The sequence below is a fragment of the Streptomyces noursei ATCC 11455 genome (assembly GCF_001704275.1).
GTDB lineage: Bacteria > Actinomycetota > Actinomycetes > Streptomycetales > Streptomycetaceae > Streptomyces > Streptomyces noursei.
On the sequence record NZ_CP011533.1, the window covers coordinates 8946750 to 8971602 of the forward strand.

Annotated in this window: 22 protein-coding genes and 2 pseudogenes; 6 read left to right on the forward strand and 18 right to left on the reverse strand. The window is 71.9% G+C overall.

Translation table 11 applies throughout. The annotated features are described in order from the left end of the window. Positions 1-183 precede the first annotated feature (183 nt). The 9 genes and pseudogenes from SNOUR_RS38415 to SNOUR_RS38455 all read right to left on the reverse strand — a co-directional run bounded on the left by SNOUR_RS38415 (position 184) and on the right by SNOUR_RS38455 (position 11134). A complete protein-coding gene (locus tag SNOUR_RS38415) occupies positions 184-414 on the reverse strand; it encodes a hypothetical protein (protein ID WP_067356490.1) in 231 nt (76 codons plus the stop codon). Continuing rightward, positions 411-1214 (reverse strand): COG4280 domain-containing protein, encoded by an 804-nt coding sequence (locus tag SNOUR_RS38420; protein WP_067356492.1) that lies wholly within the window; start codon positions 1212-1214, stop codon positions 411-413. Before SNOUR_RS38420 ends, SNOUR_RS38415 begins: the two co-directional genes overlap by 4 nt. 233 nt (positions 1215-1447) lie before the next feature. Next, positions 1448-2116: a potassium-transporting ATPase subunit KdpC gene (gene kdpC / locus SNOUR_RS38425; protein WP_067356494.1), complete on the reverse strand. Its 669-nt coding sequence runs from the start codon at positions 2114-2116 to the stop codon at positions 1448-1450. A 29-nt stretch (positions 2117-2145) separates the two neighbouring features. Continuing rightward, complete coding sequence (kdpB, locus tag SNOUR_RS38430) at positions 2146-4275, reverse strand: potassium-transporting ATPase subunit KdpB (protein WP_067356497.1); 2130 nt, start codon at positions 4273-4275, stop codon at positions 2146-2148. Beyond that, a complete protein-coding gene (gene kdpA, locus SNOUR_RS38435) occupies positions 4275-5939 on the reverse strand; it encodes a potassium-transporting ATPase subunit KdpA (RefSeq protein WP_067356498.1) in 1665 nt (554 codons plus the stop codon). Before kdpA ends, kdpB begins: the two co-directional genes overlap by 1 nt. Before the next feature lie 11 nt (positions 5940-5950). Continuing rightward, complete coding sequence (kdpF, locus tag SNOUR_RS38440; RefSeq protein WP_067356501.1) at positions 5951-6040, reverse strand: K(+)-transporting ATPase subunit F; 90 nt, start codon at positions 6038-6040, stop codon at positions 5951-5953. 162 nt (positions 6041-6202) lie between these two features. Continuing rightward, positions 6203-8716, reverse strand: a complete 2514-nt coding sequence (locus SNOUR_RS38445; protein ID WP_067356502.1) for a DUF4118 domain-containing protein — start codon at positions 8714-8716, stop codon at positions 6203-6205. A gap of 143 nt (positions 8717-8859) precedes the next feature. Next, positions 8860-10076, reverse strand: a pseudogene (locus SNOUR_RS38450) (MFS transporter). Beyond that, a complete protein-coding gene (locus SNOUR_RS38455; RefSeq protein WP_067356505.1) occupies positions 10073-11134 on the reverse strand; it encodes a PLP-dependent cysteine synthase family protein in 1062 nt (353 codons plus the stop codon). Before SNOUR_RS38455 ends, SNOUR_RS38450 begins: the two are co-directional and overlap by 4 nt. A 35-nt stretch (positions 11135-11169) precedes the next feature. On the opposite strand from SNOUR_RS38455, the pseudogene SNOUR_RS43840 reads away from it, so the two are divergent. After that, positions 11170-11349: pseudogene (locus SNOUR_RS43840) on the forward strand (helix-turn-helix domain-containing protein); the annotation flags it as partial. 123 nt (positions 11350-11472) lie between these two features. On the opposite strand, the gene SNOUR_RS38460 reads toward SNOUR_RS43840, so the two are convergent. Then, on the reverse strand, positions 11473-12405 hold the full coding sequence (locus SNOUR_RS38460) for an MBL fold metallo-hydrolase (RefSeq protein ID WP_067356506.1): 933 nt from the start codon (positions 12403-12405) through the stop codon (positions 11473-11475). Between the two features lie 286 nt (positions 12406-12691). Between SNOUR_RS38460 and SNOUR_RS38465 the strand changes: the two genes are divergently transcribed. Genes SNOUR_RS38465 through SNOUR_RS38475 form a run of 3 tightly spaced genes read left to right on the forward strand, consistent with a single transcriptional unit; the run spans position 12692 to position 14909 of the window. Continuing rightward, positions 12692-12907 (forward strand): hypothetical protein, encoded by a 216-nt coding sequence (locus tag SNOUR_RS38465; RefSeq protein ID WP_067356509.1) that lies wholly within the window; start codon positions 12692-12694, stop codon positions 12905-12907. Next, positions 12894-14285, forward strand: coding sequence for an Asp-tRNA(Asn)/Glu-tRNA(Gln) amidotransferase GatCAB subunit A (locus SNOUR_RS38470; protein WP_067356512.1), 1392 nt, complete (start codon positions 12894-12896; stop codon positions 14283-14285). Before SNOUR_RS38465 ends, SNOUR_RS38470 begins: the two co-directional genes overlap by 14 nt. A 60-nt stretch (positions 14286-14345) precedes the next feature. Beyond that, positions 14346-14909, forward strand: a complete 564-nt coding sequence (locus tag SNOUR_RS38475) for a TetR/AcrR family transcriptional regulator (protein ID WP_067356515.1) — start codon at positions 14346-14348, stop codon at positions 14907-14909. 68 nt (positions 14910-14977) lie between these two features. On the opposite strand, the gene SNOUR_RS38480 is transcribed toward SNOUR_RS38475, so the two are convergent. After that, a complete protein-coding gene (locus tag SNOUR_RS38480; protein WP_067356517.1) occupies positions 14978-15562 on the reverse strand; it encodes a hydrolase in 585 nt (194 codons plus the stop codon). 101 nt (positions 15563-15663) lie between these two features. After that, the gene (locus SNOUR_RS38485; protein WP_312635271.1) at positions 15664-17058 is read right to left on the reverse strand and encodes an MFS transporter; all 1395 of its coding nucleotides are present in this window, start codon (positions 17056-17058) and stop codon (positions 15664-15666) included. Positions 17059-17412: 354 nt separating this feature from the next. Between SNOUR_RS38485 and SNOUR_RS38490 the strand changes: the two genes are divergently transcribed. Further along, positions 17413-18642 (forward strand): FAD-dependent oxidoreductase, encoded by a 1230-nt coding sequence (locus SNOUR_RS38490; protein WP_067356519.1) that lies wholly within the window; start codon positions 17413-17415, stop codon positions 18640-18642. Positions 18643-18700: 58 nt separating this feature from the next. Here SNOUR_RS38490 and SNOUR_RS38495 read toward each other — a convergent pair whose 3' ends face one another. From SNOUR_RS38495 to SNOUR_RS38520, 6 genes are all read right to left on the reverse strand, one after another. Further along, positions 18701-19384 (reverse strand): TetR/AcrR family transcriptional regulator, encoded by a 684-nt coding sequence (locus SNOUR_RS38495; protein ID WP_079143163.1) that lies wholly within the window; start codon positions 19382-19384, stop codon positions 18701-18703. Between the two features lie 93 nt (positions 19385-19477). Further along, the gene (locus tag SNOUR_RS38500) at positions 19478-19978 is read right to left on the reverse strand and encodes an NUDIX domain-containing protein (protein ID WP_067356523.1); all 501 of its coding nucleotides are present in this window, start codon (positions 19976-19978) and stop codon (positions 19478-19480) included. 40 nt (positions 19979-20018) lie between these two features. Further along, complete coding sequence (locus tag SNOUR_RS38505) at positions 20019-20387, reverse strand: VOC family protein (RefSeq protein WP_067356525.1); 369 nt, start codon at positions 20385-20387, stop codon at positions 20019-20021. A gap of 941 nt (positions 20388-21328) precedes the next feature. Continuing rightward, positions 21329-22018: a TetR/AcrR family transcriptional regulator gene (locus SNOUR_RS38510; RefSeq protein ID WP_067356527.1), complete on the reverse strand. Its 690-nt coding sequence runs from the start codon at positions 22016-22018 to the stop codon at positions 21329-21331. A 46-nt stretch (positions 22019-22064) separates the two neighbouring features. Beyond that, positions 22065-22673, reverse strand: coding sequence for a 3-hydroxyacyl-CoA dehydrogenase family protein (locus SNOUR_RS38515; RefSeq protein WP_312635273.1), 609 nt, complete (start codon positions 22671-22673; stop codon positions 22065-22067). Between the two features lie 537 nt (positions 22674-23210). Further along, the gene (locus tag SNOUR_RS38520) at positions 23211-23597 is read right to left on the reverse strand and encodes an ArsR/SmtB family transcription factor (RefSeq protein ID WP_067356529.1); all 387 of its coding nucleotides are present in this window, start codon (positions 23595-23597) and stop codon (positions 23211-23213) included. A 162-nt stretch (positions 23598-23759) separates the two neighbouring features. Here SNOUR_RS38520 and SNOUR_RS38525 point away from each other — a divergent pair, with 162 nt between their 5' ends. Further along, the gene (locus SNOUR_RS38525) at positions 23760-24758 is read left to right on the forward strand and encodes a zinc-dependent alcohol dehydrogenase family protein (RefSeq protein WP_067356531.1); all 999 of its coding nucleotides are present in this window, start codon (positions 23760-23762) and stop codon (positions 24756-24758) included. Positions 24759-24853 lie beyond the last annotated feature (95 nt).

Below are 24853 nucleotides of genomic sequence, written 5' to 3' on the forward strand. Positions count from 1 at the left end.
ACCATGCCTGCACGACCCCACGGCGCCTGGTTCGGCGAGGGGAACCTCGGGCGGCCGAGCGGACATGGGTTGCGGCCATGTTCACACCGGCCGGGACGGTGTGTGGCGGAACGCGGCGATGTTGACGTTTTCCTGATCCCGGCAGCTCAGGGCGCCTGCCGATCGCCATTTTCTGACGTCCTGTCAGGAACGCCCGCGGTGGCGCACGTCGAGCAGCAGCACGCCGGCGAAACCGGCCATCAGCAGCAGCGTCAGCAGCGCGGCCAGCACCCCGCCGGGCGCGGCCCCGGCGAGCAGCGCGACCGTGCCGACCACCAGAACCGCCACCACGGACGCGGCGATCTTCCAGTCGTCGCCGATGACGAAGGCGTACCAGAAACGGGCGAAGCCCTTGGCGAGGGTCGGGACGTTCACGGGGCTCCTCGGTCGATGCGGTCGGATGCGGTCGGGTGCGGACGGGGCCCGGCGACGGCCGGCGCGATCCGGATCAGCAGTCGGCTGACGCCGAACCAGGCCGCGATCAGCACCGGGATCGCCCGGTCGTGGCCGAGCCACGCGAGGCTCTGCCCGCCGGGTGCGAAGACGCCGAGCCCGGCCACGGCCCAGTAGGTGCCGAAGCCGGCCAGCAGCAGTCCGACACCGTACTTGAGGGTGTTCTCGGGGACGCGGGAGAGCGGTCGGTGGGCGAAGAACCCGGCGATCGCCACACAGACCGCGGCGACGGCCGCGGTGCCGGCGGCCACCGGCACGTCGTGGGCGCTGGTGCCGAAGGTGATCACGATGAAGACGATCTCCACCCCCTCCAGGAAGACGCCCTTGAGCGAGACCGTGAACGCGAACCAGTCCAGGCCGAAACGGGTGGTCCGGCCGGCACCCAGGGCCGCGGAGGTCTGCTCGGCGAAGGCCGACTCCTCGTCGTGGTGCGGCTTGAGCCCCGCGCCGCGGAGGACCGCCTTGCGCAGCCACTGCAGGCCGAAGACCAGCAGCAGGGCGCCCACGGTCAGTTGGAGCGCCGCCTTGGGCAGCCAGGTGGCCAGGGCGTAGCCCGCCGCGACGGTGAAGACCGCGAGGGCCGCGGCGGCGGCCGCGGTGCCGGCCCAGGCGGACTTCCAGCCGCGGGTCATGCCCATCGCCATGACGATGGTCAGCGCCTCCACCGCCTCGACCACCGAGGCGAGAAAGACCGCCGCCACGAGTCCGTATGTCGCGCCCATCCAGGCGCCTCCTCCCACGGGACGGTGCCGGCCCGGGATGCCGCACAGGGGCCGTGCGGGGGCGCGGGCCGCTGTGCCCAGTGTGGCGCGCCCACCGGCCCCCGGCACACCGTCGCGCAGTTCGCCCTTTTTGCGGCGCGGCGACTACACCTGTTACGGCACGCTGATCGGACACCCGCCCCGGCTGGTCGCGCCGCCGCCGGCCAACCAGGCGGGGGCGGCCTACGAGTCCGTCAGCCCGGTGCGCGCCTGAGACCGGCGCGGTCCGGACGTGCCTCCTCCGCCAACGCCTGGTTCAGCTCCACGACGTTGACGTACGGCTGGCCGAGGAAGCCCAGGTCCCGCCCGTGCAGCTGTCGGGTGACCAGGCGCCGGACCCGGGCGGGGGTCAGCCGGCGGGCCCGCGCCACGCGCCGGACCTGCTGGTACGCGTAGGCCGGGGAGATCGCCGGGTCGAGGCCGGAGCCGCTGCCGGTGACGGCGTCCGCCGGGACGGCCGCCGGGGGTACGCCGTCGAACGCGGCGAGCGCGGCGCGGCGGGCCCGGACGGTCGCGGTGAGCAGCGGATTGGTGGGGCCGAGGTTGCTGGCGCCGGAGTTGCCGGGGTCGTAGCCGCCGGCGGACGGCCGGGGTTGGAACCAGCCGGGGTCGGGGCGCGGAACCTCGTGCGGGTCGCCGGGGTGGCGCGCGGGGAGGGCGAAGTTCTGGCCGATCAGGCGCGAGGCCACGGTGGTGCCGTGCGTCGTCAGCAGGGAGCCGTTGGCCTGTTCGGCGAGGCCGGCCTGGGCGATGCCGGTGACGAGGAGGGGGTAGCCGATGCCGGTGATCACGGTGAGCGCGAGCAGGATCCGCAGCGCCGCCAGATGGTGGCGGAGTGCGGTGGGAAGGGTGGTGCGCGCCATGGATCCCCTCGTGTCTCGTCGTCGGCCGGTCAGCGCAGTCCGGGGATGAACTGGATGAGCAGATCGAGCAGTTTGATGCCGAGGAACGGCAGGACGAGCCCGCCGAGCCCGTAGACCCGGATGTTGCGGCCGAGGAGTTCGGAGGCGGAGGACGGGCGGTAGCGCACCCCGCGCAGCGCGAGCGGGATCAGCGCGACGATGATCAGCGCGTTGAAGACGATCGCGGAGGTGATCGCCGAGGACGGGCTGTGCAGCCGCATGATGTTGAGGGTGTCCAGGCCGGGGTAGGCCACGGCGAACATCGCCGGGATGATCGCGAAGTACTTGGCGACGTCGTTGGCGATCGAGAAGGTGGTCAACGCGCCCCGGGTGATGAGGAGTTGCTTGCCGATCTCGACGATCTCGATGAGCTTGGTCGGGTTGGAGTCGAGGTCGACCATGTTCCCGGCCTCCTTGGCGGCCGAGGTGCCGGTGTTCATCGCCACGCCCACGTCCGCCTGGGCCAGTGCCGGGGCGTCGTTCGTCCCGTCACCGGTCATCGCGACGAGTTTGCCGCCCTCCTGCTCCCGCCTGATCAGCGCCATCTTGTCCTCGGGCGCGGCCTCGGCGAGGAAGTCGTCCACCCCCGCCTCCTGGGCGATGGCGTGGGCGGTGAGCGGGTTGTCGCCGGTGATCATGACGGTCGTGATGCCCATCCGGCGCAGCCGGTCGAACCGGTCGCGCATGCCCTCCTTGACGACGTCCTTGAGGTGGACGACGCCCAGCACGCGGGCGTCCGACGCCCCGCCGTGCCGGGTCACCTGGCCGACGACCAGCGGCGTCCCGCCGCTCGCGGCGATGCCGTCGACGACCTGCCCGACGTCCGCGGTGGGGTGCCCGCCGTTGTCGCGGACCCAGCGCATCACCGCGGTCGCCGCGCCCTTGCGCAGCGAGCGGCGCTCCCGTGGGTCGTCGAGGTCGACGCCGCTCATCCGGCTCTGCGCGGTGAACGGGACGAAGACCGCCCCGTCCAGTTCGCCCTCGCTCCGGCCGCGCAGCGCGTACTGCTCCTTGGCGAGGACGACGATGGACCGGCCTTCGGGCGTCTCGTCGGCGATGGAGGACAGCTGGGCGGCGTCGGCGAGTTCTTCGACGCTCACCCCGGGCACGGGCAGGAAGGCCGCGGCCTGCCGGTTGCCCAGGGTGATGGTGCCGGTCTTGTCCAGCAGCAGGGTGTTGACGTCGCCCGCGGCCTCCACCGCGCGCCCCGACATCGCCAGCACGTTGCGCTGGACGAGCCGGTCCATGCCGGCGATGCCGATGGCCGGGAGCAGCGCGCCGATCGTGGTGGGGATGAGCGCCACGACCAGGGCGACGAGGATGACGAGGGTCTGCTCGGCGCCGGCGAAGACGGCGAACGGCTGGAGGGTGACCACGGCGATCAGGAAGATGACGGTGAGGGACGCGAGCAGGATGTTGAGCGCGATCTCGTTCGGCGTCCGCTGCCGGGCCGCCCCCTCGACCAGGGCGATCATCCGGTCGATGAAGGTCTCCCCGGGCTTGGCGGTGATCTCGACCACGATCCGGTCCGAGAGCACCTTCGTGCCGCCCGTGACCGCCGACCGGTCGCCGCCCGACTCCCGGATCACCGGCGCCGACTCCCCGGTGATGGCCGATTCGTCGACGCTCGCGATGCCCTCGACGACATCACCGTCGCCCGGGACGAGCTGACCGGCCTCGACGACCACGTGGTCACCCAACCGCAGTGCGGTGCCCGGCACTTCCTCCTCGACCAGGTCGGTCGCGCCGGGCCGCCAGTCGGTGAGCCGGCGCGCCGTCGTGGTGGTCTTGGTGCGTCGCAGCGCCGCGGCCTGTGCCTTGCCGCGGCCCTCCGCCACCGCCTCGGCGAGATTGGCGAAGACGGCCGTCAGCCACAGCCAGACCGTGATCACCCAGGCGAAGACGCCGGGTGTCCGGATCGCCGACAGCGTGGTCAGCGTCGCCCCGACCTCCACCACGAACATCACCGGGTTGTGGAGCATCGCCCGGGGATCCAGCTTCCGCAGCGCATCCGGGAGGGAGCGGACCAGCTGCCGGGGGTCCAGCAGCCCGCCCGCGACCCGCCGGGGTGGGCGGCCGGTGCTCGGCGGGGTGGCGGGGGGAACGGCGGGCGAGGACATCAGTGCAGACCCTCCGCGAGGGGCCCCAGCGCCAGCGCCGGGAAGTACGTCAGACCGACCACGATCAGGATCACCCCGGTCAACAGCCCGATGAACTGGGGCCGGTGGGTGGGCAGGGTGCCCGCGGTGACCGGCACCGGCTGCTGCCCGGCGAGCGAGCCGGCCAGCGCCAGCACGAACACCATCGGCAGGAACCGGCCCAGCAGCATCACCACGCCGAGGACCGTGTTGTACCAGACCGTGTCGGCGCTCAGCCCGGCGAACGCCGAGCCGTTGTTGTTGGCCGCCGACGTGAGTGCGTACAGCACCTCGGAGAAGCCGTGCGCCCCCGGGTTGAGCATGGCCGACCGCTCGCCGGGGAACGCCATGGCCAGTCCCGCGCCGACGAGGACCAGCGCGGGCGTGGTCAGGATGTAGAGGGAGGCGTACCGCATCTCCTGGCCGCGCAGCTTCTTGCCCAGGTACTCCGGGGTGCGGCCGACCATCAGCCCGGCGACGAAGACCGCGACCACCGCCAGGATCAGGATCCCGTAGAGCCCGGAGCCGGTGCCGCCGGGCGCGATCTCCCCCAACATCATGTTGAAGATCGTCATCCCGCCGCCGCCCGGAGTGTACGAGTCGTGGGCGGAGTCGACCGCTCCGCACGACGTGAGGGTGGTGGAGACCGCGAACAGCGCCGAGGACCAGATGCCGAACCGGGTCTCCTTGCCCTCCGTCATCGCCCCGGCCGCGTGCCCGGCCGGACTGCTGACGCGGTACAGCTCGTTGGCGGTCACCAGGACCACCGAGGCGGCCCAGAGCAGCACCATCACGGTGACGACGGCGTAGCCCTGGCGGACGTCGCCGACCATCACCCCGAAGGTCCGCGGCAACGAGAACGGGATCACCAGCAGCAGATAGATCTCGATCAGATTGGTCAGCCCGCTGGGATTCTCGAAGGGATGCGCGGAGTTGGCGTTGAAGAAGCCGCCGCCGTTGGTGCCCAGCAGCTTGATCGCCTCCTGCGAGGCGACCGGCCCGCCGGGCAGGCTCTGCCGGCCGCCGGCGAGGGTGGCGACGGCGTGGGCCCCGTGGAAGTTCTGGATGACGCCGGCGGCCACCAGCACGACCGCGAAGACGAAGGAGATCGGCAGCAGCACCCGCAGCACGAGCCGGGTCAGGTCCACCCAGAAGTTCCCGACGCGATCGGTGCGTTTCCGGGTGAAGCCGCGGATCAGCGTGGCCACCACGGCGATGCCCACGGCCGCGGAGACGAAGTTCTGCACCGCCAGCCCGGCCATCTGCACGAGGTGGCCCATCGTCGTCTCGCCGGCGTACGCCTGCCAGTTGGTGTTGGTGACGAACGACGCCGCGGTGTTGAACGCCAGGTCCGCCGGCACCGGCTTGCGGCCCAGGGAGAGCAGGAGGTGGTCCTGGAGTCGCAGGAACGCGTACAGGAACAGCGTCGACACGAAGGAGAAGGCCAGGAGGCCGCGCAGATAGACCGGCCACCGCTGGTCGACGTCCCCGTTCACCCCGCCCGCCCGGTGGACCAGGCGCTCGATCCGCCAGTGGCGGTCGGTGGTCAGGACGTGCGCCAGGGCGCCGCCCAGCGGCCGGTGCGAGAGCGCCAGCGCCGCGACCAGGACGGCTGCTTGGAGCCAGCCGGCCGCGGTGTCGCCCATCCGCGAACTCCCTAGAACTTCTCGGGAAAGATCAGGCAGAGGATGAGGTAGATCACCAGTCCGGCGGCGACGATCAGACCGATGATGTTCTCCACGCTCACCGGCGTCCGACCCCCTTGGCAGCCAGGCCGATCAGGGCGAAGACCGCGGCCGTCAGGCCGACATAGGCAACGTCCGACATGGGTGCGGCACCCCGCAAGTCGTCAGGGGCGGGAGACTCGTCCCGTCCGGTATGTAGGTATATGCCAATTTCTGACGGTATATCAGGTCGGGTGCGCCGGCCGCTTGCCGCGCCGGGGACGTCCGGGCGCGGAGCTCGGCAGGCTGAGCGTCACCGTGAAGGCCGACCCCCTGCTGGAGGTCCGCAGCGACCCGTCCATCGCCTCGGCCAGGTCGCGCGACAGCCGCAGCGCCAGACTGTCGGCACGGGAACCGGACCGCCCCGCGGCCGCCGCACCCTCGCCACCGGACCCGTCCGCCACCCGGATCGCCACCCGGCCGTCGTGGGTCTCCGCGGTGACCACGGGCGGCCGGCCCGGCGGGCTGTGGCGCAGTGCGTCGGCCGCCAGAGCGGTCAACGCACGGGTGAGCAGCGCGGCATCGGCGATCACATCGGGCAGGTACTCCGGCAGCCGCAGCACGATCGAGTGGCCACCGGGCCCCAGGTCGTCCAGCGCCGCGCCCCACGCCTCGTTCAGATCGACCGGTCGGAGGTAGAGGTCCAGCGCCCCGGCGTGCAGCCGGCTCAGGTCGTCCAGGTCGGTGACCAGCTGCGCCGCCCGGTGCACGGCCACGCGTGCGGTCTCCAGCAGCCGCCGCTCGTCCGGGGCCCGCTCCCCGCCGCGCCGCCGCAGCCGCCCCAGCGCGTCCTCGGCGGTGTGCAGCGGCGCGCGCAGATCGCGGCCGGCGGCCAGCAGAAGGGAGGCTCGGGTGCGTTCGGCGTCGGCGAGCGGATCGCCGACGCCGGCGGGCCCGGCGATCCGGCCCCGGGCATGCGCGAGCCCCAGCTCGGCGGCGCACGCGTCGAGCAGCCGCCGGTCCTGCGAACTCAGCCCCGGCCCACGGGCGGCCAGCGTCAGGAGGTCGTCCACCGGGCTCTCCACCTCCGCCTCGTACGGCCGCTCCGGCGGGTGGTCGCCGGCGCTGGCGACCACGTACCAGCGCGGCACCGGCGACGCCCGGGGGTCCCGTTCGAGCAGGCTCACCGCACTCAGCCCGAAGTTCTCCCGGATCATCTCCACCAGCGCCGGCAGGTCCTGGCCGCGCAACGCGCCCGCGGCCAGGCGGCTCAGCGTCCGGGCCTCCGCGATCGCCCGCGCGGCCTGCCGGGTGTGCCGGGCCGCCGACCCCGCCGCGGTCCCCACCAGCACGGCCGTGACGACGAACACGACCAGCGCGACGATCTCCTCGGGACGTTCGATGTCGAAGGAGTGCACCGGGGCGATGAAGGAGTAGTCGGCGAGCAGCGCCGCGGCGACCGCGGCCAGCAGCGCCGGCACGACCCCGCCCACCAACGCCACCACCACGATCACCAGCAGATAGAGCACCAGGGCGCCGGCCAGGCCCATCGGGCCCCGCACCACGGTGAGCAGCAGCGTCAACAGGGGCAGCAGGACCACCGCGCCGGCCGCGGCGGCGCCGAGACGCCGCGGACCCATGCCGTTGCCCGGACGCGGCAGCCGCAGCGCGGCGGACGGCGCTGCCTCCTCGTGCGTGACGATGTGCACGTCGATGGGGCCGGACCCCTTGATCGTCCGCTCGCCCACGCCCGCCCGCAGCAGCGACGCCACCCGGCCGTGCCGACTCGCGCCCAGCACGATCTGGGTGACGTTCTCCGCCTCCGCGAACTGCAACAGCGCCTCGACCACGTCCTCGCCGGTGGTCTGGTGGAAGCTGCCGCCGAGCGATTCCAGCAGGGTGCGCTGGGCGTCCAGCACCGACGGGTCGACGTGGGTCAGCCCGTCCTCCGGGACCACATGGAGCGCCAGCAACTCCGTGCCCGGCGTGCGGGCGCTGATCCGCGCGGCCCGCCGGATCAGCGTCCCGCCCTCCGGGCCGCCGTTGAGGGCGACCAGGATGCGCTCCCGGGTCTCCCACGGGGCGACGATCCCGTGCTCGGCGCGGTACCGCTGGAGCCCCTCCTCCACCCGGTCGGCGAGCCACAGCAGCGCGATCTCCCGCAGCGCGGTGAGGTTGCCGACCCGGAAGTAGTGGGTGAGGGCGGACTCGATGCGGTCCGCCGGATAGATGTCGCCGTGCACCATCCGCCGGCGCAGCACCTCCGGCGGCAGGTCGACCAGCTCGATCTGGTCCGCCCGGCGCGCCACCTCGTCGGGCAGGGTCTCCCGCTGCCGCACTCCGGTGATCTGCCGGACCACGTCGTTCAACGACTCCAGGTGCTGCACGTTGAGCGTGGTGACGACGTCGATGCCGGCGTCCAGGAGCTCCTCCACGTCCTGCCACCGCTTGGCGTTGCGGGTCCCCGGGACGTTGGAGTGGGCGAGTTCGTCGACCAGCGCCACCTGCGGGCGGCGGGCCAGCACCGCGTCCAGATCCATCTCGGTGAACCGCGCCCCGCGATGCCACAGCGTGCGCCGGGGGATCGTCTCCAGCCCCTCGGCCATGGCCGCCGTCGGCCGCCTGCCGTGCGGCTCGACGAAGCCCACCACGACCTCCGTGCCCAGCGCCCGCAGCCGTTGCCCCTCCGCGAGCATCGCGTACGTCTTGCCGACCCCGGGGGCGGCCCCGAGGAAGATCCGCAACCGTCCACGTGCCACCGGCGGACTCCCAGCTCACCCCCCTGCCTCATGTGTCCTTCCATGGTGCGCCCGCGGTCCGGTCAAGGGCGGGACCGCGGCCCCGGGCGCGCCCTCGGCCGGCGGCTGGGGGTGGGCGGAACGAGCCGCCCACCCCCGTGGTGTCAGGCCGTCACCGGGCGCGCCGCCGGGCCGCCCGCGGCGGTCCGGCCGGTGTGGTGCAGGCCGTAGAGCGCCGCACCGCACGCCAGGCCCAGCACCGTCAGGGCGAGCCACGGCAGCGCCGACAGGCCCGCCGCCCGAGCGGCGTCGAGCGCCGCCCCGGTCAGCAGATTGCCCACGGTGATGCCCACGCCGCACAGGGTGTTGTAGAGCCCGTAGTGCGTGGCGACGAGACGGTTGCCGGACAGCCGGACGATGGTGTCCATCTCGAACGGATAGGTGATCATCGTGCCCAGCGCGAGCAGCAGCGCGGCCAACACCGGCGGCCCGGCGGCCAGCGCCCAGCGCCCGATCCCCGCGCCCGGCACGGGCACCGCACTCGCCGCCAACAGCGGTACGAAGGCGACGCCCATCACCGTCAGACCGCAGGCCAGTGCCTGCCCCTGGGCCAGGCGGGCCCGGCACCAGGCGGTGACCTCGGTCTGGCCGAAGATCGTGCCCAGCCCGGACGCGGCGAAGAGCAGCGCGACCGCCATCGTGCCGAACTCCCCGTTCCCGCCCAGCCGTCGGACCTCCAGCGGCAGTGCCAGATACACCTGGAACGACAGCACATAGGAGCCGATCATGGCGCCGGAGAACAGCACGAACGGACGGTTGGCCAGCACCCCGCGCCACTGGCGCAGCACGCCCTCGCGGCCCTCGGACGCCCACCTGCCCGCGTCGCCACGGCGGGCGGGCAGGGCACGGATCTGCACCGCGCTCAGCAGCGCGAAGACCGCGGCCGACACCAGGCAGGTCACCTTGAAGTCCAGGCCGGTGAGGACCATGCCGACGAGCGGACCGAGCAGGATGCCGGCCTGGTAGAAGACGTTGAACAGGGCGAACGCCTCCACCCTGCGGTCACCCGCGTCGGCAGGGAGTCCACCAGCCCGAGCGCCGCGAACCCGACGGTGCGCAGCAGGCAGCCGGCGACGATCAGCGGCTTGTAGCCCAGCCGGTCGGCGAGCGTCCCACCCAGCAGGAACATCCCCTGCTGACTGAAGTTGCGGACGCCCAACACCAGTCCGACCGTCCACCCGGCCAGTCCGAGCGTCCCCGACAGATGCTGTGCCAGATACGGCATCAGCATGTAGAAGCCGAGGTTGATGGTGAACTGGTTGAGCAGCAGCAACCGCACGCTCCGGTCGTAGGAGCGAGCCTGGCGGAGCACCTCCTTCACCGGTCCGTACCGCCCTTGGGCGCGGACTCCGTGCCGGCCCGGAGCGACAGCGGATCCACCACGGTCGTGCAGCGGGTCCAGCGGGTGACCTCCTTCTCGTCCGGCCGGCCGATCACCTCCGGTGCGGCGGCCGGCGGAGCGTCCAACAGGCCGTGCTCCGCGCAGTATCGGTCGTCGTAGATCGTTTCGAGATAGCGCTGGGGGCCGTCCGGGAAGACCGCGACGATGCGGGTGCCCGGGCCGCTGGTGCGGGCCAGCCAACCCGCCGTGAGCGCGACCGCGCCCACGCTCCACCCGCCGGTGGCGTAGTGCGAGGCGGCCAGGCGCCGGCAGGTCCACACGGCCTCGGCCGGCGCCACCCAGTGGACCTCGTCGAAGCGGTCGTAGGCGACGTTGCGGGGGAAGATGCTCGACCCCAGACCGCGCATCAGCCGCGGGCGGGCCGGCTGGCCGAAGATCGTCGAACCGACGGTGTCGACACCGACCACCCGCAGCGCCGGATAGAGACTGCACAGCACCCCGGAGAGGCCGGCGGAGTGGCCGCCGGTGCCGACGCTGCACACCAGGACGTCGATGTGGCCGAGTCCGGAGGCGAGTTCCAGGGCGAGCGGGGTGTAGGCGGCGACGTTGTCGGGGTTGTGGTACTGGTCGGGGCACCAGGCACCGGTGTGTTCGGCGAGCAGGGCACGGACCCGGTCGCGGCGGGCCTGCTGCCAGCCGCCGGTCGGATGGGGCTCGGTGGCGATGTCCACCCGGGCCCCGTGCGCCGTCAACAGCCGTGCCATCGACGGCTCCAGACCGGGGTCGGTGACCAGGGTGACGGGATGGCCGTGCACCATGCCGGCTAGGGCGAGCCCCAGGCCGAGCGTGCCGCTGGTGGACTCGATGATCCGGCCGCCGGGGCGCAGATCGCCGCGTGCCCTGGCCCGTTCCACCATGTGCAGGGCCGGCCGGTCCTTGATGCCGCCGGGGTTGAATCCCTCCAGCTTGGCCCAGAAGCCGGTGTCGGGCGGGCAGAGCGGTTCGGAGACGTGCAGCAGGGGGGTGTTGCCGACCAGTCCGGGGAGGGACGGGCGGGCGAGGGGAACGTGGGTACCTGATGGCCCGCCGGGTCGAGCTGGCCCGCAGGCTCCTGCTGGACGGTCGGACGCCGACCGCGGTGGCGGCCGAGATCGGCTTCTACGACCAGTCCCATCTGACCCGGCACTTCAAGCGGATCCTGGGCGTCACCCCGGGGCGCTACGCCCGAGCCGTCCCCACCCGCCGGCGCTGACCGGGGGCCGCGTACGGCCCCCGCACGGCACCGCCCACCGCCCCCGCCGCGACCGGCAGGGCCGCGGGCACCCGGTGGGCCGGCAACTCGACCTCGCCTTCGGCTTGTTGAACGGTGCCTCCCTCACGCCGTGGGCGGTGTGACTGCCGGGATCGGGGCGAGCCGGTAGGCGTCCTTGTCGGCGATCACGCGGCCCGCGGTGGGCGGGGGAAAGTGGGTCCCCAGGAGCGTCGTTTCGCTGCCGGCCAGTGAGGAGAGCAGCGCGCGGCGGGTGACCCGGGCCTGTTCGGGGTTGATGTCGACGCAGCTGCCGAGAGCGGGGTGGGCGAACTGGACGGGGTGGTGCAGGCAGTCGCCGGTGATCAGCGCCGAGGCGCCGTGGCTGCTGATCCCGACCGCGACATGGCCGGGGGTGTGCCCCGGCGTGGGGACCAGGCGCAGACCGGCGGCGATGTCGGTGCCCTGGGGCGGAACGTCCACGAGGTCGAGCAGTCCGGCGTCCTCGACGGGGTGCACCGAGTCGCGGAACATCTGCCGACGCGGCTCGTCCATGGCGTACCCGGCCCAGAACTCCCGCTCGGCGCGGGAGACGACATAGCGGGCGTTGGGGAAGGTGGGGACCCAAGCGCCGTCCTGCGACCGGGTGTTCCAGCCGACGTGGTCGGCGTGGAGATGGGTGAGGACGACCAGGTCGACGAGGTCCGGGGCGAATCCCGCGGCCGTGAGGCGCTGGAGGTAGTCGGTGTGCAGGTCGTGCCAGGCGGGGTTCGCCCGGGGCTTTCCGTTGCCGATCCCGGTGTCGACCAGAACCCGCAGGCCGCCGAGGGTGAACGCGAAACTGTGGCTGGCGAGCCGCAGCACGCCGTTCTGATCCGCGAAGTCGGGCTGCAGCCAGTCATGTTGCGCGACCACCTGCGGGGTTGCTTCGGGCAGCAGCCAGGGCCCGGTCTCCGGCGGCAGGCCGACCTCGTCGATGCGGTGGATGGTCAGGTCGCCCACGGTCCAGGCGGGGACGGCGGGAGGGTTGGTCGCCTCGGTGGGCGGGGTGGTGAGCATCGTCGTTTCCTCCTGCGCGCGGCGGGGTGGACTGGTGGGGAGAGGTGGAGCCGTAAAAGCAATCTGTTTGCGTTAACGAGACCATAGGGTCTATCTTGCCGCTAACGCAAACAGTTCGCGTTTAAGGAATCGGCGTGTCGGAGCTCCGGCGGCTGTGGGTCACCGGTGTCGCGGTCCGATGCACTGCACGCACCGGACCGCACTGACCGCACTGCGCTGATCCGATCACCTCCGGCCCGTTACGGCCAGCTCTGACGCGCCCCGACCAGACCAGGAGACGACGCCCATGTCCCATCCCCTCCCCGACCTCGCGCCCCCGGAAGCCGCCCGTTGGGCCGCGCATGCCGGACTGTCGCTGCCCGCCGACCGCCACGCCGCGGTGGCCGCCACCGCCCAGCACATCCACGCCGTCGTCTCGGTACTACGGGAACTGGATTTCGCCGACACCCCGCCCGCCGCCTCCTACCGCACGGGGGAGGCGAAGTCCGATGCAGCCGTATGAGCTGTCCGTCACCGACGCGGCCGAGGCGATCCGCGCCCGACGACTGTCGCCCGTCGAGCTGGTGGACTCGGTGCTCGACCGCATCGAACAGGTCGAACCGCACCTGCACGCCTATGTGTCGGTGACCGCCGAGCAGGCCCGCAGATCCGCGCGCGCGGCCGAGCGGGAAGCCGCCGACGGCAGCTTCCGCGGGCCGCTGCACGGAATACCGATGGGGCTGAAGGACCTGATCGACGCCGCCGGCACCGCGACCACGGCCAGCTCACGGGTCCGGTCCGGCCACCGCGCGGAGGCCGACAGCACGGTAGCCGCGCGCCTGGCGGCGGCCGGCGCGGTGCTGGTCGGCAAGACCCACACCCATGAGTTCGCCTACGGCCTGATCACTCCGCAGACACACAACGCCAGGGACCGGGACCGGGTCGCCGGCGGGTCCAGCGGCGGATCGGCCGTCGCCGTGGCCGCCGGCGCCGCCGGCTTCGCCCTGGGCACCGACACCGGGGGATCGATCCGGGTACCCGCCGCACTCAACGGGGTCGTCGGCCTGAAGCCGACGTACGGCCTCGTCCCCCGGCACGGCGTCACCGCACTGTCCTGGTCGCTGGACCACGTCGGCCCCCTCACCCGCACCGTCGAGGACGCGGCGCTGGTCCTGCCCGCCCTGGCCGGTCACGATCCGCGCGACCCCGCCTCGCTGGTGACCTATCCCGCCGACCAACCGCTGCCCCACGGCACCGATCTCACCGGGGTGCGCGTCGGAGTCCCCCGCAACTACTACTTCGACCAGGTCACGGCGGACGTCGAGACCGCGGTCCGGCGCGCCATCGACCGACTGGAAGACCTCGGCGCACGGCTCGTCGAGGTCGAGATCCCGATGACGCGCTACATCCGGGCAACCCAATGGGGACTGATGGTTCCCGAGGCCACCGCATACCACGAGCGGACCTTGCGCACGGTCCCCGAGCGCTACACGGAGGACGTCCGTCTGCTTCTCGAAGCCGGCGAACTGCTGCCCGCCGGGGACTACCTGCGCGCCCAACGCGCGCGGACGCTGATGCGGCAGGCGTGGACGGGCCTGTTCGACGAGGTCGATGTGATCGCCGCGCCCACCGTGCCGACCGTCGCCGTTCCGGCCGGCCAGGAAACGATCACCTGGCCCGACGGCACCGTGGAGAGCGTCTCCGACGCCTATGTGCGCCTCTCCGCGCCCGCCAACCTCACCGGAGTGCCGTCGCTGTCCGTACCGGTGGGCCACGACCGGGCGGGCCTGCCGATCGGCATGCAGGTGCTCGGGCCGCCCCTCGGGGAGTTCGAGCTGCTGCGGGTGGGGCACGCCTACGAGCAGTCCGAGCCCGCCCGTGCCCTCGCACTGGTGGTCTGAGGCGGGTACGGGCCATCGGGCTAGAAGCAACCGCTTTGCGTTAAGGATTAGGGTGGTGACATGAGTCCCCGACCGATGGCGCGCCCCGGCGGGCGCAGTGCCCGCGTGCAGGAAGCGGTCCACACCGCCGTGCGCGAGCTGGAGTCCGAGGTGGGCCGCGACGCGTTGACGGTGCCGCTGGTCGCCGCGCGGGCCGGAGTGACCCCGTCGACGATCTACCGCCGCTGGGGCGATCTGCGGGAGTTGCTTTCCGACGTGGCAGTCGAGCGCCTGCGCCCGGAGGCGCCGCCGGAGAACCACGGCGGCCTGGCCTGCGATCTGACGGTCTGGGCCGAGCACTTCCTCGACGAGATGGCGTCGCCGTCCGGCCGTGCGTACATCCGCGACGCACTGCTCGGCGACCCGGACGGCAGCAACGCCGGCCAGTGCTCGGCCTACGCGGCCGACCAGGTCGAGGTCATCCTCGCCCGGGCCGCCGCGCGCGGCGAACGCGCACCCGAAGCCGAGACGGTCATCGACCACGTGGTGGCCCCCATGATGTACCGCATCCTCTTCCGCCCCGGCGGATTGGACGCGGCATACGCCCGCCACCTGGTGTCCGGGGTCCTCGACACGACGGGGTAGCGACAGCACCGCGGCCGCTCCTCGTCCACGCCTGGGCGGCGAGCGAGGAGCGGCCGTGTGCGGCCCGGTCAGGCGTGGGTCTTGGCGAGCAGTTCGAGGATCTCGTCGGTGGTGCCGCGCTCGCCGACGCGGGGGAAGATCTTCTCGGTGCTGTGCCGGTGGGCGTCCGCGTCCAGGTCCGTCATGGCGTCGGTGGCCAGGGTGAGGTGGTAACCGTGCTCGTGCGCGGCGCGTGCGGTGGACTCCACGCCGATGCTGGTGGCGACCCCCGTGAGCACGATCTGTGTGACGCCGCGGCGGCGCAGGTGCAGGTCGAGATCGGTGCCGTAGAAGGCCGACCAGTTGCGCTTGGTGACGGTGATGTCCCCCGGGTGGCCGGCGAGTTCGGGGACGATCTCGTCCCAGCCGGCGGGCATGGTGTGGTTGTGGCGGGGCGTCTCGGCCCGTCCCGGGGTGGCGTCGGCGCCGTCGGGGGAGGAGCTGACCCGGACCAGGACGACCGGCAGCGCACGGGCGCGGAAGGATTCGGCGAGCCGGGCGGTCCGCTCGATGACGTCGCCGATGGCGTGTGGGGTGCCGGGCAGGGCCCGGAGTCCGTTCTGCAGGTCGATGACGACCAAGGCGGTTTTGGGGTCAAGGGTGGTGACAGTCATGGTTGGTGCTCTCTCGGTGTGTCGGGTCGCCGTCTGGGGCGTGGGGTCGGTCTGGTGGTCGGTGGGGGCGGGCCACCAAGGGCCCGCCTGCGGACTGTGGATCAGCGTCCGGCCCGGCGGCGCGGCCGGGGCGTGTCGCCGGCGTCGCCGTCGGCGCCAGGAGGGCGGCCGATGCGGTGCAACGAGCGGTCGGCGACGCTGACGACGAGGAACGCGGCGGCGACGGCCAGCAACAGCCAACTGAGGTGGTGCAGCCCGTCGGTGGTGGCGCCGCGTCGGAAGAACGCGGCGTTGGCGGCGGAGGCGGCCAGCGCGCCGAGGTACATGAAGGTGCGCAGCAGCCCGGCCGACGAGCCCATCCGGGCCGGATCCGCCTGGGCGTACAGGGCGTTCTGATTGGCCAGGCCGTTGAGGCCCTGCGGGATGCCGATGACGGCGCCGATGAGCGCCAGCAACCACAGCGGGCTCGACCCGTCCGCGAGCAACAGGGCAGCGCAGCCGACGAGTTGGACCACCGATCCGACGACGAGCTTGCCGCGCACCGCGGCGCGCCGCCCGGTGATCGCGGTGATGGCCACGGCCGCCGCCGACATCGGCAACAGCACCAGTCCGGCCGACTGGGCGCTGAGCGACCGTCCCTCCTCCAGCCACTGGCTGTAGCCGTACAGGAAGGCGTAGGACGTGGTGTAGGCCAGCAGTTGACGCCCGTAGGTGGCCAGCAGCGGAGCATTGCCGCGCAGCACCCGCAGGTCGATGAAGGGATCGGACGTGCGCACTTCCCGCAGGGTGAAGGCGAGGCCCGCCGCCAGGCCGATCAGCGGCAGGTACCAGGTGGCGGCCCGCGGATTCATCAGGAACAGCATGAAGGCGGTCAGGGCGAGCGTGAACAGGGCCATCCCGGCGACGTCCGTGCCCTGCGCCGCCCGCACGCCGGAGGTCTCCTTCAGCTCGGCCGACCGCGGTAGGTACCGCGCGCCCAGAGCCAGACAGGCCACGGACAGCGGCACGTTGATGCCGAAGATCAGGTGCCAGCCGCCCGCGGCGATCAGCAGCCCGCCCAGGGTCGGGCCGACCACGGCGATGACCTGTCCGCAGACCGACAGGGCGGCAAGGATGCCGCTGGGGCTGCGCAGGCCCGTCCGGTCGGACTCGGCGCGCAGCAGGAACATCGACGCCGGATAGGCCGCAGACGTCCCGAATCCCAGCAACACCCGGGAGAGGACCAGCACCCACAGGTTCGGGGCGAACACGCCCAACAGGCCGGCCAGGCCCACCAGTGCGGTGCCCGTCAGATACAGCAGGCGCGGTCCGTAGGAGTCCACCAGGCGCCCGATCACCGGTTGTCCGACGGCGGTGGCCAGGTACAACGCCGAGACCAGCCAGGCGGTTTGTGAGGGCGGGGCGCCGAATGCCTGCCCGATCGGGATCAGGGCCACGGCGAGCATGGACGAGTTGATCGGGTTCAGGATCGAGCCCAGGATCATCGGTGCGATCAACTGCCGCCGGAAACCACCGCGGTCCGTGGCGTGCCGTGCCGTGCCGCGCGGATGCGCGAGGAGAGCCGCGTCATGTCTGGGCCCCCTGGGGCCGTGCGGCCGGTTCGGTGCGGAGGCGATCGATGCTCTCGCTCATGTTCTGCACGCTAAATATATTCAACCTGGACTGTCAATATTTACTTGATCAATTGCGGTTGATGATGTGTCCGCGGTGACGGATGTCGGCGGGGGTGGGGCAAGGGTGGTCTTGGGTTGACCGAAGCAAAAAGTGAATCAGTTGCACTTTCTCACTCGTTGCACCTAGTGTGGAAGTGCGGATGACCCGCACCCCGAAGCAAGGGAAAGGGCCCAACCATGACGATCAGCCCCCGCATCGCGATCATCGGTGGCGGACCGGCCGGACTGCTCTGCGCACGCGTCCTCCAGGGGCACGGCATCGAGCCGACCGTCTACGACGCGGACACCGCGGTGGACTCCCGGGACCCGGGAGGCACGCTCGACCTGCACGCCGACGCCGGCCAGATAGCCCTCGAAGACGCCGGCCTGATGGATGCCTTCACCGCGCTGGCACGCGCCGAAGGGCAGGCCAAGAGCCGCCGCGACCACCGCGGCACCGTCCTCGCCGAGTTCGTCCCCGCCGAGGGCGACACGGCCGCGCCCGAGATCGACCGCGGCCAACTGCGGGCGATGCTCCACGACCACCTGCGGCCGGGCACCGTCCGGTGGGGGCACCGGCTCCTCACGGCCACGCCGCTCGGCGGCGGGGTGCACCGCCTGACGTTCGCCAACGGCGTCAGTGCGGAGGCGGACCTCGTCGTCGGAGCCGACGGTGCCTGGTCCCGGGTGCGCCCCCTGCTCACCGACGCGGCGCCGCAGTACCTGGGCGTCGCCTTCCTGGACGCCAGGTTCGACGACGTCGATGCCCGACACCCCGAGATCGCGGCGATCGTCGGCGACGGGCACCTGTTCGCCAACGACAACGACGGCCGCGCGGTGATCGTCCAGCGCAACAGCAACGGCGTGGTCCGCGGTTACGTGGCGTTCCGCGCCGAGCCCGACTGGCACGACAAGGCCGGCCTGGACCTCACCGACCGTGCGGCCGTCCGGTCCCACCTCCTACGGGAGTTCGCCCACTGGTCCGCCCAGATGCGCCCGCTGCTCGTCGACAACGACGGCGACTACGTCCCCCGCTCCTTCTGGGCGCTGCCCGCTCCGCTGACCTGGGACCGCGTCCCCGGCGTCACCCTGATCGGCGACGCCGCGCACCTCATGGCCCCCTTCGGCGGCCACGGGACGAACCTCGCCCTGCTCGACGGCGCGGAACTCGCCCACGCCCTCGCCGAAGAATCCTCGATCGACGATGCGCTGGCACGCTACGAGGCGACGATGTTCCGGCGCTCCGGAGAGCTGGCCGTGGGCGCCAACGAAGGACTCAGGCGGTTCTTCGCCACCACCTCGCCGGACGCGCCGCACCTGCCGCCGGACCACGCCCAGGAACACCGCAACTACGAGGCCGGGGCGGCGGAATACCGACGCCGACGGGCCGAGGACGAGCGCGCGGTGGGCACCGGCGGCGTCGCGTAGCGACTGGCGACGGAGCGTGGCCCCCCCGGTGCGAGGTCGGAAAGCCGAACGACCCGGCTCAGCTCGCGCCGTGGTGAGCGTTCCCGGTGTTCTCTGCCTTCTCTGAGTTCTCCGAGTTCGCGGTGTTCTCCGCGGACGTGTCGGCACCGGCCGCCGACCAGCCGTGTTCCAGCAGATCGAAGGCCCGGTTGACGGCGGCCTCGGGGTCCGGGCTGTCGTGGCCGAGGTCGCGGGCCGCCAGGGCGAAGTGGGCGAGCGCCCGGCAGATCGGGTCGTCGGCGGGCGCGCCGATCTCGTCGGCGATCGCCGCGGCCAGCTCGATCTCGTGCTGCATCCACATGCGGCGGGAGTAGGCGCGCAGTGCCGGGGTGGCGTCGACGAGTTCCAGCAGCTCGGTGAAGCGCGGGTCGGCGTGCTCGCCCTTGGGGATCCGGGAGCGCAGGACGTGGTCGCGCAGGGCGCGGGGCACGGACTGCCCGGCCGGGCGGTCCCGCACGGCGGCCAGCAGGGCGGCCTTGAGCTCGTCGCCCTCGTCGAAGACCAGCGCCTCCTTGCTCGGAAAGTGCTTGAACAGCGTGGTGGTGGAGACGTCGGCGGCGTCGGCGATGTCCCGGATGCCCACCTGGTCGTAACCGTGCTCCGCGAAGAGCCGCAGGGCGGCATCGGCCAGTGCCTGGCGGGTGGCGGCCTTCTTGCGCTCGCGCCGTCCCAGTGGTGGGCGCTCGCCCGTGGTCTCGGTCATGGCGCCATCATACGAGCGGGGTGACCGGGGCAAAGAGTTGCACGGTTCAACCCGCTGCCGGGCTGTTCTCCGCCTCGCCTCGGACCGTCGTCCTCACAACCCGAGGACGCGAGGCTCGCGGGGAACGCCCGATTCGAGCAGGGCCCGCAACGGTGTGGCGAGATCGCGTGGGGAGAACAGGTCCGGACCGCGACAGGCGGCGATCTCCTCCGGAGTCCACCACTTCGCACCGCTGATGTGCTCCGCCGCGCGTTCTTCCTCGCTCAGGGTGCCGCGCGGCGTGAACCAGGCGCTGCGGACCAGGAAGTAGTCGTTGACCACGCCGTCATAGCCGGGCGCGTAATCGGGGCCCAGGACTTCCTGGTGCCAGACATGTGGTGGCTCGGCGCGGTCCCTTTCCCACTCCAGGCCCACCTCCTCGCGCAGTTCGCGACGCAGCGCGGACAGTGGCCCTTCGTGCCGTTCGATCCGGCCGCCGGGGGCGGCCCAGACCGTCGTCCCCGTCTCCGGTAGCAGGTGTCCGCACAGCAGGAGACGGTCGGCGTCGTCGAGGACGAGAGCGCGGACCGAGTGACGCAGTTTCAGCGGCGGCATCGGACAACACCAATCCCTTGCTCCTCGGTCGGAAACCCGGTCAGTCGTGCGAGGTGTCGATGACGCAGAAGATGTTGCCGTCGGGGTCGGCGAGCACGATGAAGTCGGCGTCGTCCGGATAGCTGTCCCAGTCGACGCGTCGTGCGCCGAGCGACACCAGCCGCTCCACCTCGCCGGCCTGATCGGCGGCATCCCCGGCGTACAGGTCGAGGTGGATCCGCGGGTATTCCTGGACCGGCGACTCACTGACGCTGAGTGACAGTTGTACGCCGGCTCCTTCCTTCGGCACCAGGACCACCCAGTCGTCTTCCATCTCCTCGCGCGGGACATATCCCAGGGCGGCCGTCCAGAACGCGGCCGCACGGGGGACGTCTGCGACCCCCAACACCACGGACCCGACTCTCAGCATGGGTTGATGATGCCGTACGGCGACACTCCTGGGTACCGGGCGCGCGCCTGGCGTCTCCATCCCACGACCACGCCGTGGGGAACCCCGGAAACCTCAGGAGCCCCAGGGCCCCCGGGCCCCACAGGGCGGATCCGGCGCTGGTAACGGCCGGATCCGCCCCCGACGGCGTCAGTCGACCGAACTGTCGTCCACGTCCATGGTGGGTCGAGCGATGCCCCGAACCATGGCGCGCGCCCTAGCGGTTCTGTGCCCACCACACCGCGAGGCCGATGACCGCGGTGCCGCACGCGTACGAAGCGCCGCGCAAGAAGTTCGTGGCAACGAGCCGACCGTAGCGGCGCCATGGGTTCCGGAAGCGGGTGGATGTCTGCGGACGGCCCTCCATTGTCTGCATCGGGAGCCCCTCTCGTGAACGCGGAGAACAGCGACGGTTCCACACGGGGAGCCCCGATCGGGCGGCGTCGGTCGCCGGACCTCCGCGCCCGGGCTCCCTTGCGTTGAGTAAGAGCTTACGAGGTTGTGCGCTTGTGAATCGCCGTGTTGCCCGGCGCGTCCCCGGGGAATTCGTGGAATGGTGGCGAAAAACCGTGGTGAGGGGTGCTGGGGGTGGTTCCGGAGGGCGCGTCGGGAGGTGCTTGGGGGTGCGCGGCAGTCGTGCCGGGTGCGGCCGTGGGCGTGAGTGGCACGGCCAACCTCACTGGTTCCAGGGGGACTTGAAAGTCCGCGCGGGGCACCGTGGCGCGGCGCCGCGGGTCGCCCCTTTTCAACCGGCCTGGAGGTGCGCGCCAGTCGGGGCGCCGGCCAGTCGTCCGTAACGCGCGCACTGTCGCCGGGCGCAGCCGTCGGCGATGCCTTCGCGGACTGCGGACTGCGGACTGCGGACTGCGGACTGCGGACTGCGGACTGCGGACACCAGGCAGCAGGTAGTAGTGCCTGTGCGCCTAGTCCTTCCCCGTCTCCCCCTTCTTAACCTTTTGTGACTTCTGTCCCTTTTGTGCGCCCTTGCCTTGAGGTTCCGCGGGCTCGTCGGGTGCCGCGGTGGGGCGGGTGAGGGCGTGGATGAACTGCGGGACCAGGTCGTGGGTGTGGTGTGCGGTGCCGTGGATGAGCCGCTGCGCGGTCAGGCCCTCGAAGAGGGCGACGAGCAGGCGGGTCAGGTCCGCGGTGGGGACGGCCGGCGCCTCGCCGCTCCGGACGAGCGTTGTCGTGAGTACGTCCGTCAGGCCCTGGTTGAGGCGTTCCTCATGGGTTGCGAGTTCCCGGGCGACGACGGGGTTGCGCGCCGCATGCAGGGTGAACTCCATGGAGACCAGGAACCATTGCCGTTCCTGGTGAGTGCGACCCGCCATGCGTTCCTGGAGCTGGGCGAGCGGGTGCTTGCCCTGTTCGGGGTGGGCCGCCGCGTCCGCGAGCTCCGCCAGCAGCCGGTCGGTGTGGCTGTCGTAGAGAGTGAGGAAGAGCTCTTCCTTGTCGCGGTAGTTGGAGTAGAAGGCGCCGCGGGTCAGACCTGCGCGCTCGACGATGTCGCTGATCGAGGTGGCGTGGAAGCCCTTCTCGGTGAACAGGGCCCAGGCACTCTCGGTGAGGGCGGCGCGGGTGAGCGGGCGACGCTTGGTCGGTGACTTGGGCACGGCAGGGTCCTTCGGTGCTGCCCGCGGGGGCGGCGGTCGATCGAGGTCAGTCCTGCTGGGCGTAGTCGTCGTAGAAGCCGCGTCCGGTCTTCACTCCCAGGTGTCCGGCATCGACGTAGCGCTGGAGCAGCTCGCGTGGGCCGGCGGGCAGGGCGGGGGTCTCCGCCGCGTAGTGGTTCTCGATGTCCAGGACGACGTCGAGGCCGACGCGGTCCATCGCGCGGAACGGGCCGGCGGTCAGGCCGGTGTTGATGCGCCACATCGCGTCGATGTCCTGAGGCGTGGACACGCCCTCGGCGACGACGGCCAGGGACTCCCGCTTGATGGCGGCCCAGATGCGGTTGAAGATGAAGCCGGTGCTCTCGCGGCGGGCCTCGAAGGGGAAGGCCCCGTAGTGCGGCAGCTCCCGCAGGAGCAGGTCCAGGACGGCGCGGTCGGTGCGTCCACTGGACATCAGGTCGACGGCCGGCTGCCGGGGCGGCATGTAGAAGTGCATGTTGAGTACGCGCTCGGGGCGGGCCACGTCGTTGATGAACTGGCTGGTCGGGTAGGACGAGGAGTTGCTCGCCAGGATCGCGTCGGCGTCCGCGGCGGTGTCCAGCTCGGCGAAGATGTGCCGCTTCAGCTCCAGGCGCTCGGGTACCGCCTCGACCACCAGCCGGCGCCGATGACGGCGACCGGCCGTTGGTGGATGTCCGTGGGGAGGGTGAACGTCATGGCTGTCTTCTTCCTGGGCGGGGTGGCCAGGTCGGTCCGGGCCCGGTTCGCTCCGGGTTCACGGCCACCACCCATCAGATACACAATGTATCCGATGCATGATGTATGTAAATCGCACGGCCGCGCCGCCTAGTAGTGCCCCGCCCCTTGGTCCGGGGGAAATCCATGTGTCCCGAAGGCGTCCTCCGCCATGCCGGCACCCCGTTGACCGCGCCGGTCTATCTGCTCCGCCCGGTCCGCCCGCCCCGCCCGGTCCGCCCGGACCGTGAGTACTTCGACGTCGTCTGGAAACGGGGGGCGTCTCGGCCGGTCGCATCGGCACCGATCCCGCGCTGGCGTCCGCGCGCCCCGTTCACGGCCGTCTCGCCTGCTGAGCGGGTGGGGATGCGCAGGCGTCGGCCCCGAACTCCCTTGATGGGGAAGGGGGTTCGGGGCCGGTGTGGGGGTGCGGGTGTGGCGTGTTGTGCCGAGCGTTCTACTCGCGGTCGGGGGCGCGGCTGCCGCCCCGGATCTCGTCGCCGTCGTCCTCGCTGTCACGCTGTGCCAGCAGGGCGGGGAGGAGTCCGGGGAAGGCGCGGTCGAATTCCTCCAGGCGCAAGGTGTTCATGCGTGAGGTGCCGGCGTAGTACTGGCGGATGAGGCCGGCCTCGCGGAGCACGTGGAAGTGGTGGGTGGCGGTGGACTTGCTGACCGGGAGCTCGAAGGAGCCGCAGGCGAAGTCGCGGTGGTTGGCGTGGAGCTGGCGGACGATGCTGCGGCGTACGGGATCGACCAGCGCCTCCAGTACCCGCTGGAGGGTGATGGTGGTGATGTCCGGGTGCGGCGGGGTGCGATCCCTGCCGGCTCGCCCTGTTGCCGTCATCGCCTGGTGACCTCCCGCGCACATGGTACGACATCGATCAAACTTTGATCTTCATTAAGGTTCGATGACTGTCGAAGTTTGACAGTCATCGTACTTTGGGCTTGAGTGGGGCTCGGCGGCGCGACCAGGCGCCGCCCTCACGGAGCGGAAGGAAGATCTGCCATGGCCAGAACGGTGCGGTTCCACGAAGTCGGCGAGCCCGAGGTGCTGCGGCTGGAGGACGTGGAAGTCGGCGAACCCGGCCCCGACGAGGTGGCCATCCGGGTCGAGGCGATCGGCCTCAACCGCGCCGAGGTGATGTTCCGCAGCGGCCAGTACATCGAACCCGTCAAGCAGTTCCCCACCGGACTCGGCTCGGAGGCCGCGGGCGTGATCGACGCCGTCGGCGCGCACGTGACCGGATTCGAGATCGGCGCGCCGGTCAGCGTGGTGCCGGCGTTCTCGATGAACGACTACGGCGTCTACGGGGAGCGCGTGATCGTCCCCGCCGCCGCGGTGGTGCACCGCCCCGAGGGGCTCGACGCCATCGCGGGCGCGGCGGTGTGGATGCCCTACCTGACGTCGTACGGCGCCCTGGTGGAGGTCGGCGCGCTGCGGGCCGGGGACACGGTCGTGATCACCGCGGCCTCCAGCAGCGTGGGCCTGGCCGCGATCCAGACCGCCCTGCGCGTCGGGGCGGTGCCGATCGCCACCACCCGTACCGCGGCCAAGAAGGACGCCCTGCTCGCGGCGGGCGCGGCGCATGTGGTCGTCACCGAGGAGGAGGACGTGGTGGCGCGCGTGCTCGACCTGACCGGCGGCCGGGGCGCCGAACTCGTCTTCGACGCGATCGCCGGCCCCGGCGTGATGGAACTGGCCAAGGCGGTCGCAGCCGGTGGCACGCTGATGGAATACGGCGTGCTGAGTGGCGAGCCGACCCCCTACCCGGGCATCGCCCTCGGGATGCCCGCTCTGAACATGCGCACCTACACCCTCTTCGAGACCACCGGCGACCCGCAACGGCTCCGCCGGGGCGAGGCGTTCGTCGCCTCCGGCCTGCGCTCGGGGGCGTTCAAGCCCGTCGTGGACCGGGTCTTCGATCTGGAAGAGATCGTCGAGGCGCACCGCTACATGGAGGCGGGGGCCCAGGTCGGCAAGATCGTCGTCAGGGTCGGCCAGTAGGGGACCGGACCTGGGGGAGCGCGTCGCCGGTGCCCGACGGGGGAGCGGGCGGTGTCCCGGCGGGACCCGTGTGGCGATCGCCCGGTTGGCGGGAC

Coding starts and splice junctions, on each gene's coding strand:
- kdpA (WP_067356498.1), bottom strand. CDS start 5,939: ATGGGCGACACCGCGGCCGGCTGGCTCCAAGCAGCCGTCCTGGTCGCG.
- kdpC (WP_067356494.1), bottom strand. CDS start 2,116: ATGGCGCGCACCACCCTTCCCACCGCACTCCGCCACCATCTGGCGGCG.
- kdpB (WP_067356497.1), bottom strand. CDS start 4,275: ATGTCCTCGCCCGCCGTTCCCCCCGCCACCCCGCCGAGCACCGGCCGC.
- SNOUR_RS38495 (WP_079143163.1), bottom strand. CDS start 19,384: ATGACCGAGACCACGGGCGAGCGCCCACCACTGGGACGGCGCGAGCGC.
- SNOUR_RS38490 (WP_067356519.1), top strand. CDS start 17,413: ATGACGATCAGCCCCCGCATCGCGATCATCGGTGGCGGACCGGCCGGA.
- SNOUR_RS38500 (WP_067356523.1), bottom strand. CDS start 19,978: ATGCCGCCGCTGAAACTGCGTCACTCGGTCCGCGCTCTCGTCCTCGAC.
- SNOUR_RS38475 (WP_067356515.1), top strand. CDS start 14,346: ATGAGTCCCCGACCGATGGCGCGCCCCGGCGGGCGCAGTGCCCGCGTG.
- SNOUR_RS38465 (WP_067356509.1), top strand. CDS start 12,692: ATGTCCCATCCCCTCCCCGACCTCGCGCCCCCGGAAGCCGCCCGTTGG.
- SNOUR_RS38525 (WP_067356531.1), top strand. CDS start 23,760: ATGGCCAGAACGGTGCGGTTCCACGAAGTCGGCGAGCCCGAGGTGCTG.
- SNOUR_RS38470 (WP_067356512.1), top strand. CDS start 12,894: ATGCAGCCGTATGAGCTGTCCGTCACCGACGCGGCCGAGGCGATCCGC.
- SNOUR_RS38480 (WP_067356517.1), bottom strand. CDS start 15,562: ATGACTGTCACCACCCTTGACCCCAAAACCGCCTTGGTCGTCATCGAC.
- SNOUR_RS38420 (WP_067356492.1), bottom strand. CDS start 1,214: ATGGGCGCGACATACGGACTCGTGGCGGCGGTCTTTCTCGCCTCGGTG.
- SNOUR_RS38460 (WP_067356506.1), bottom strand. CDS start 12,405: ATGCTCACCACCCCGCCCACCGAGGCGACCAACCCTCCCGCCGTCCCC.
- SNOUR_RS38505 (WP_067356525.1), bottom strand. CDS start 20,387: ATGCTGAGAGTCGGGTCCGTGGTGTTGGGGGTCGCAGACGTCCCCCGT.
- SNOUR_RS38520 (WP_067356529.1), bottom strand. CDS start 23,597: ATGACGGCAACAGGGCGAGCCGGCAGGGATCGCACCCCGCCGCACCCG.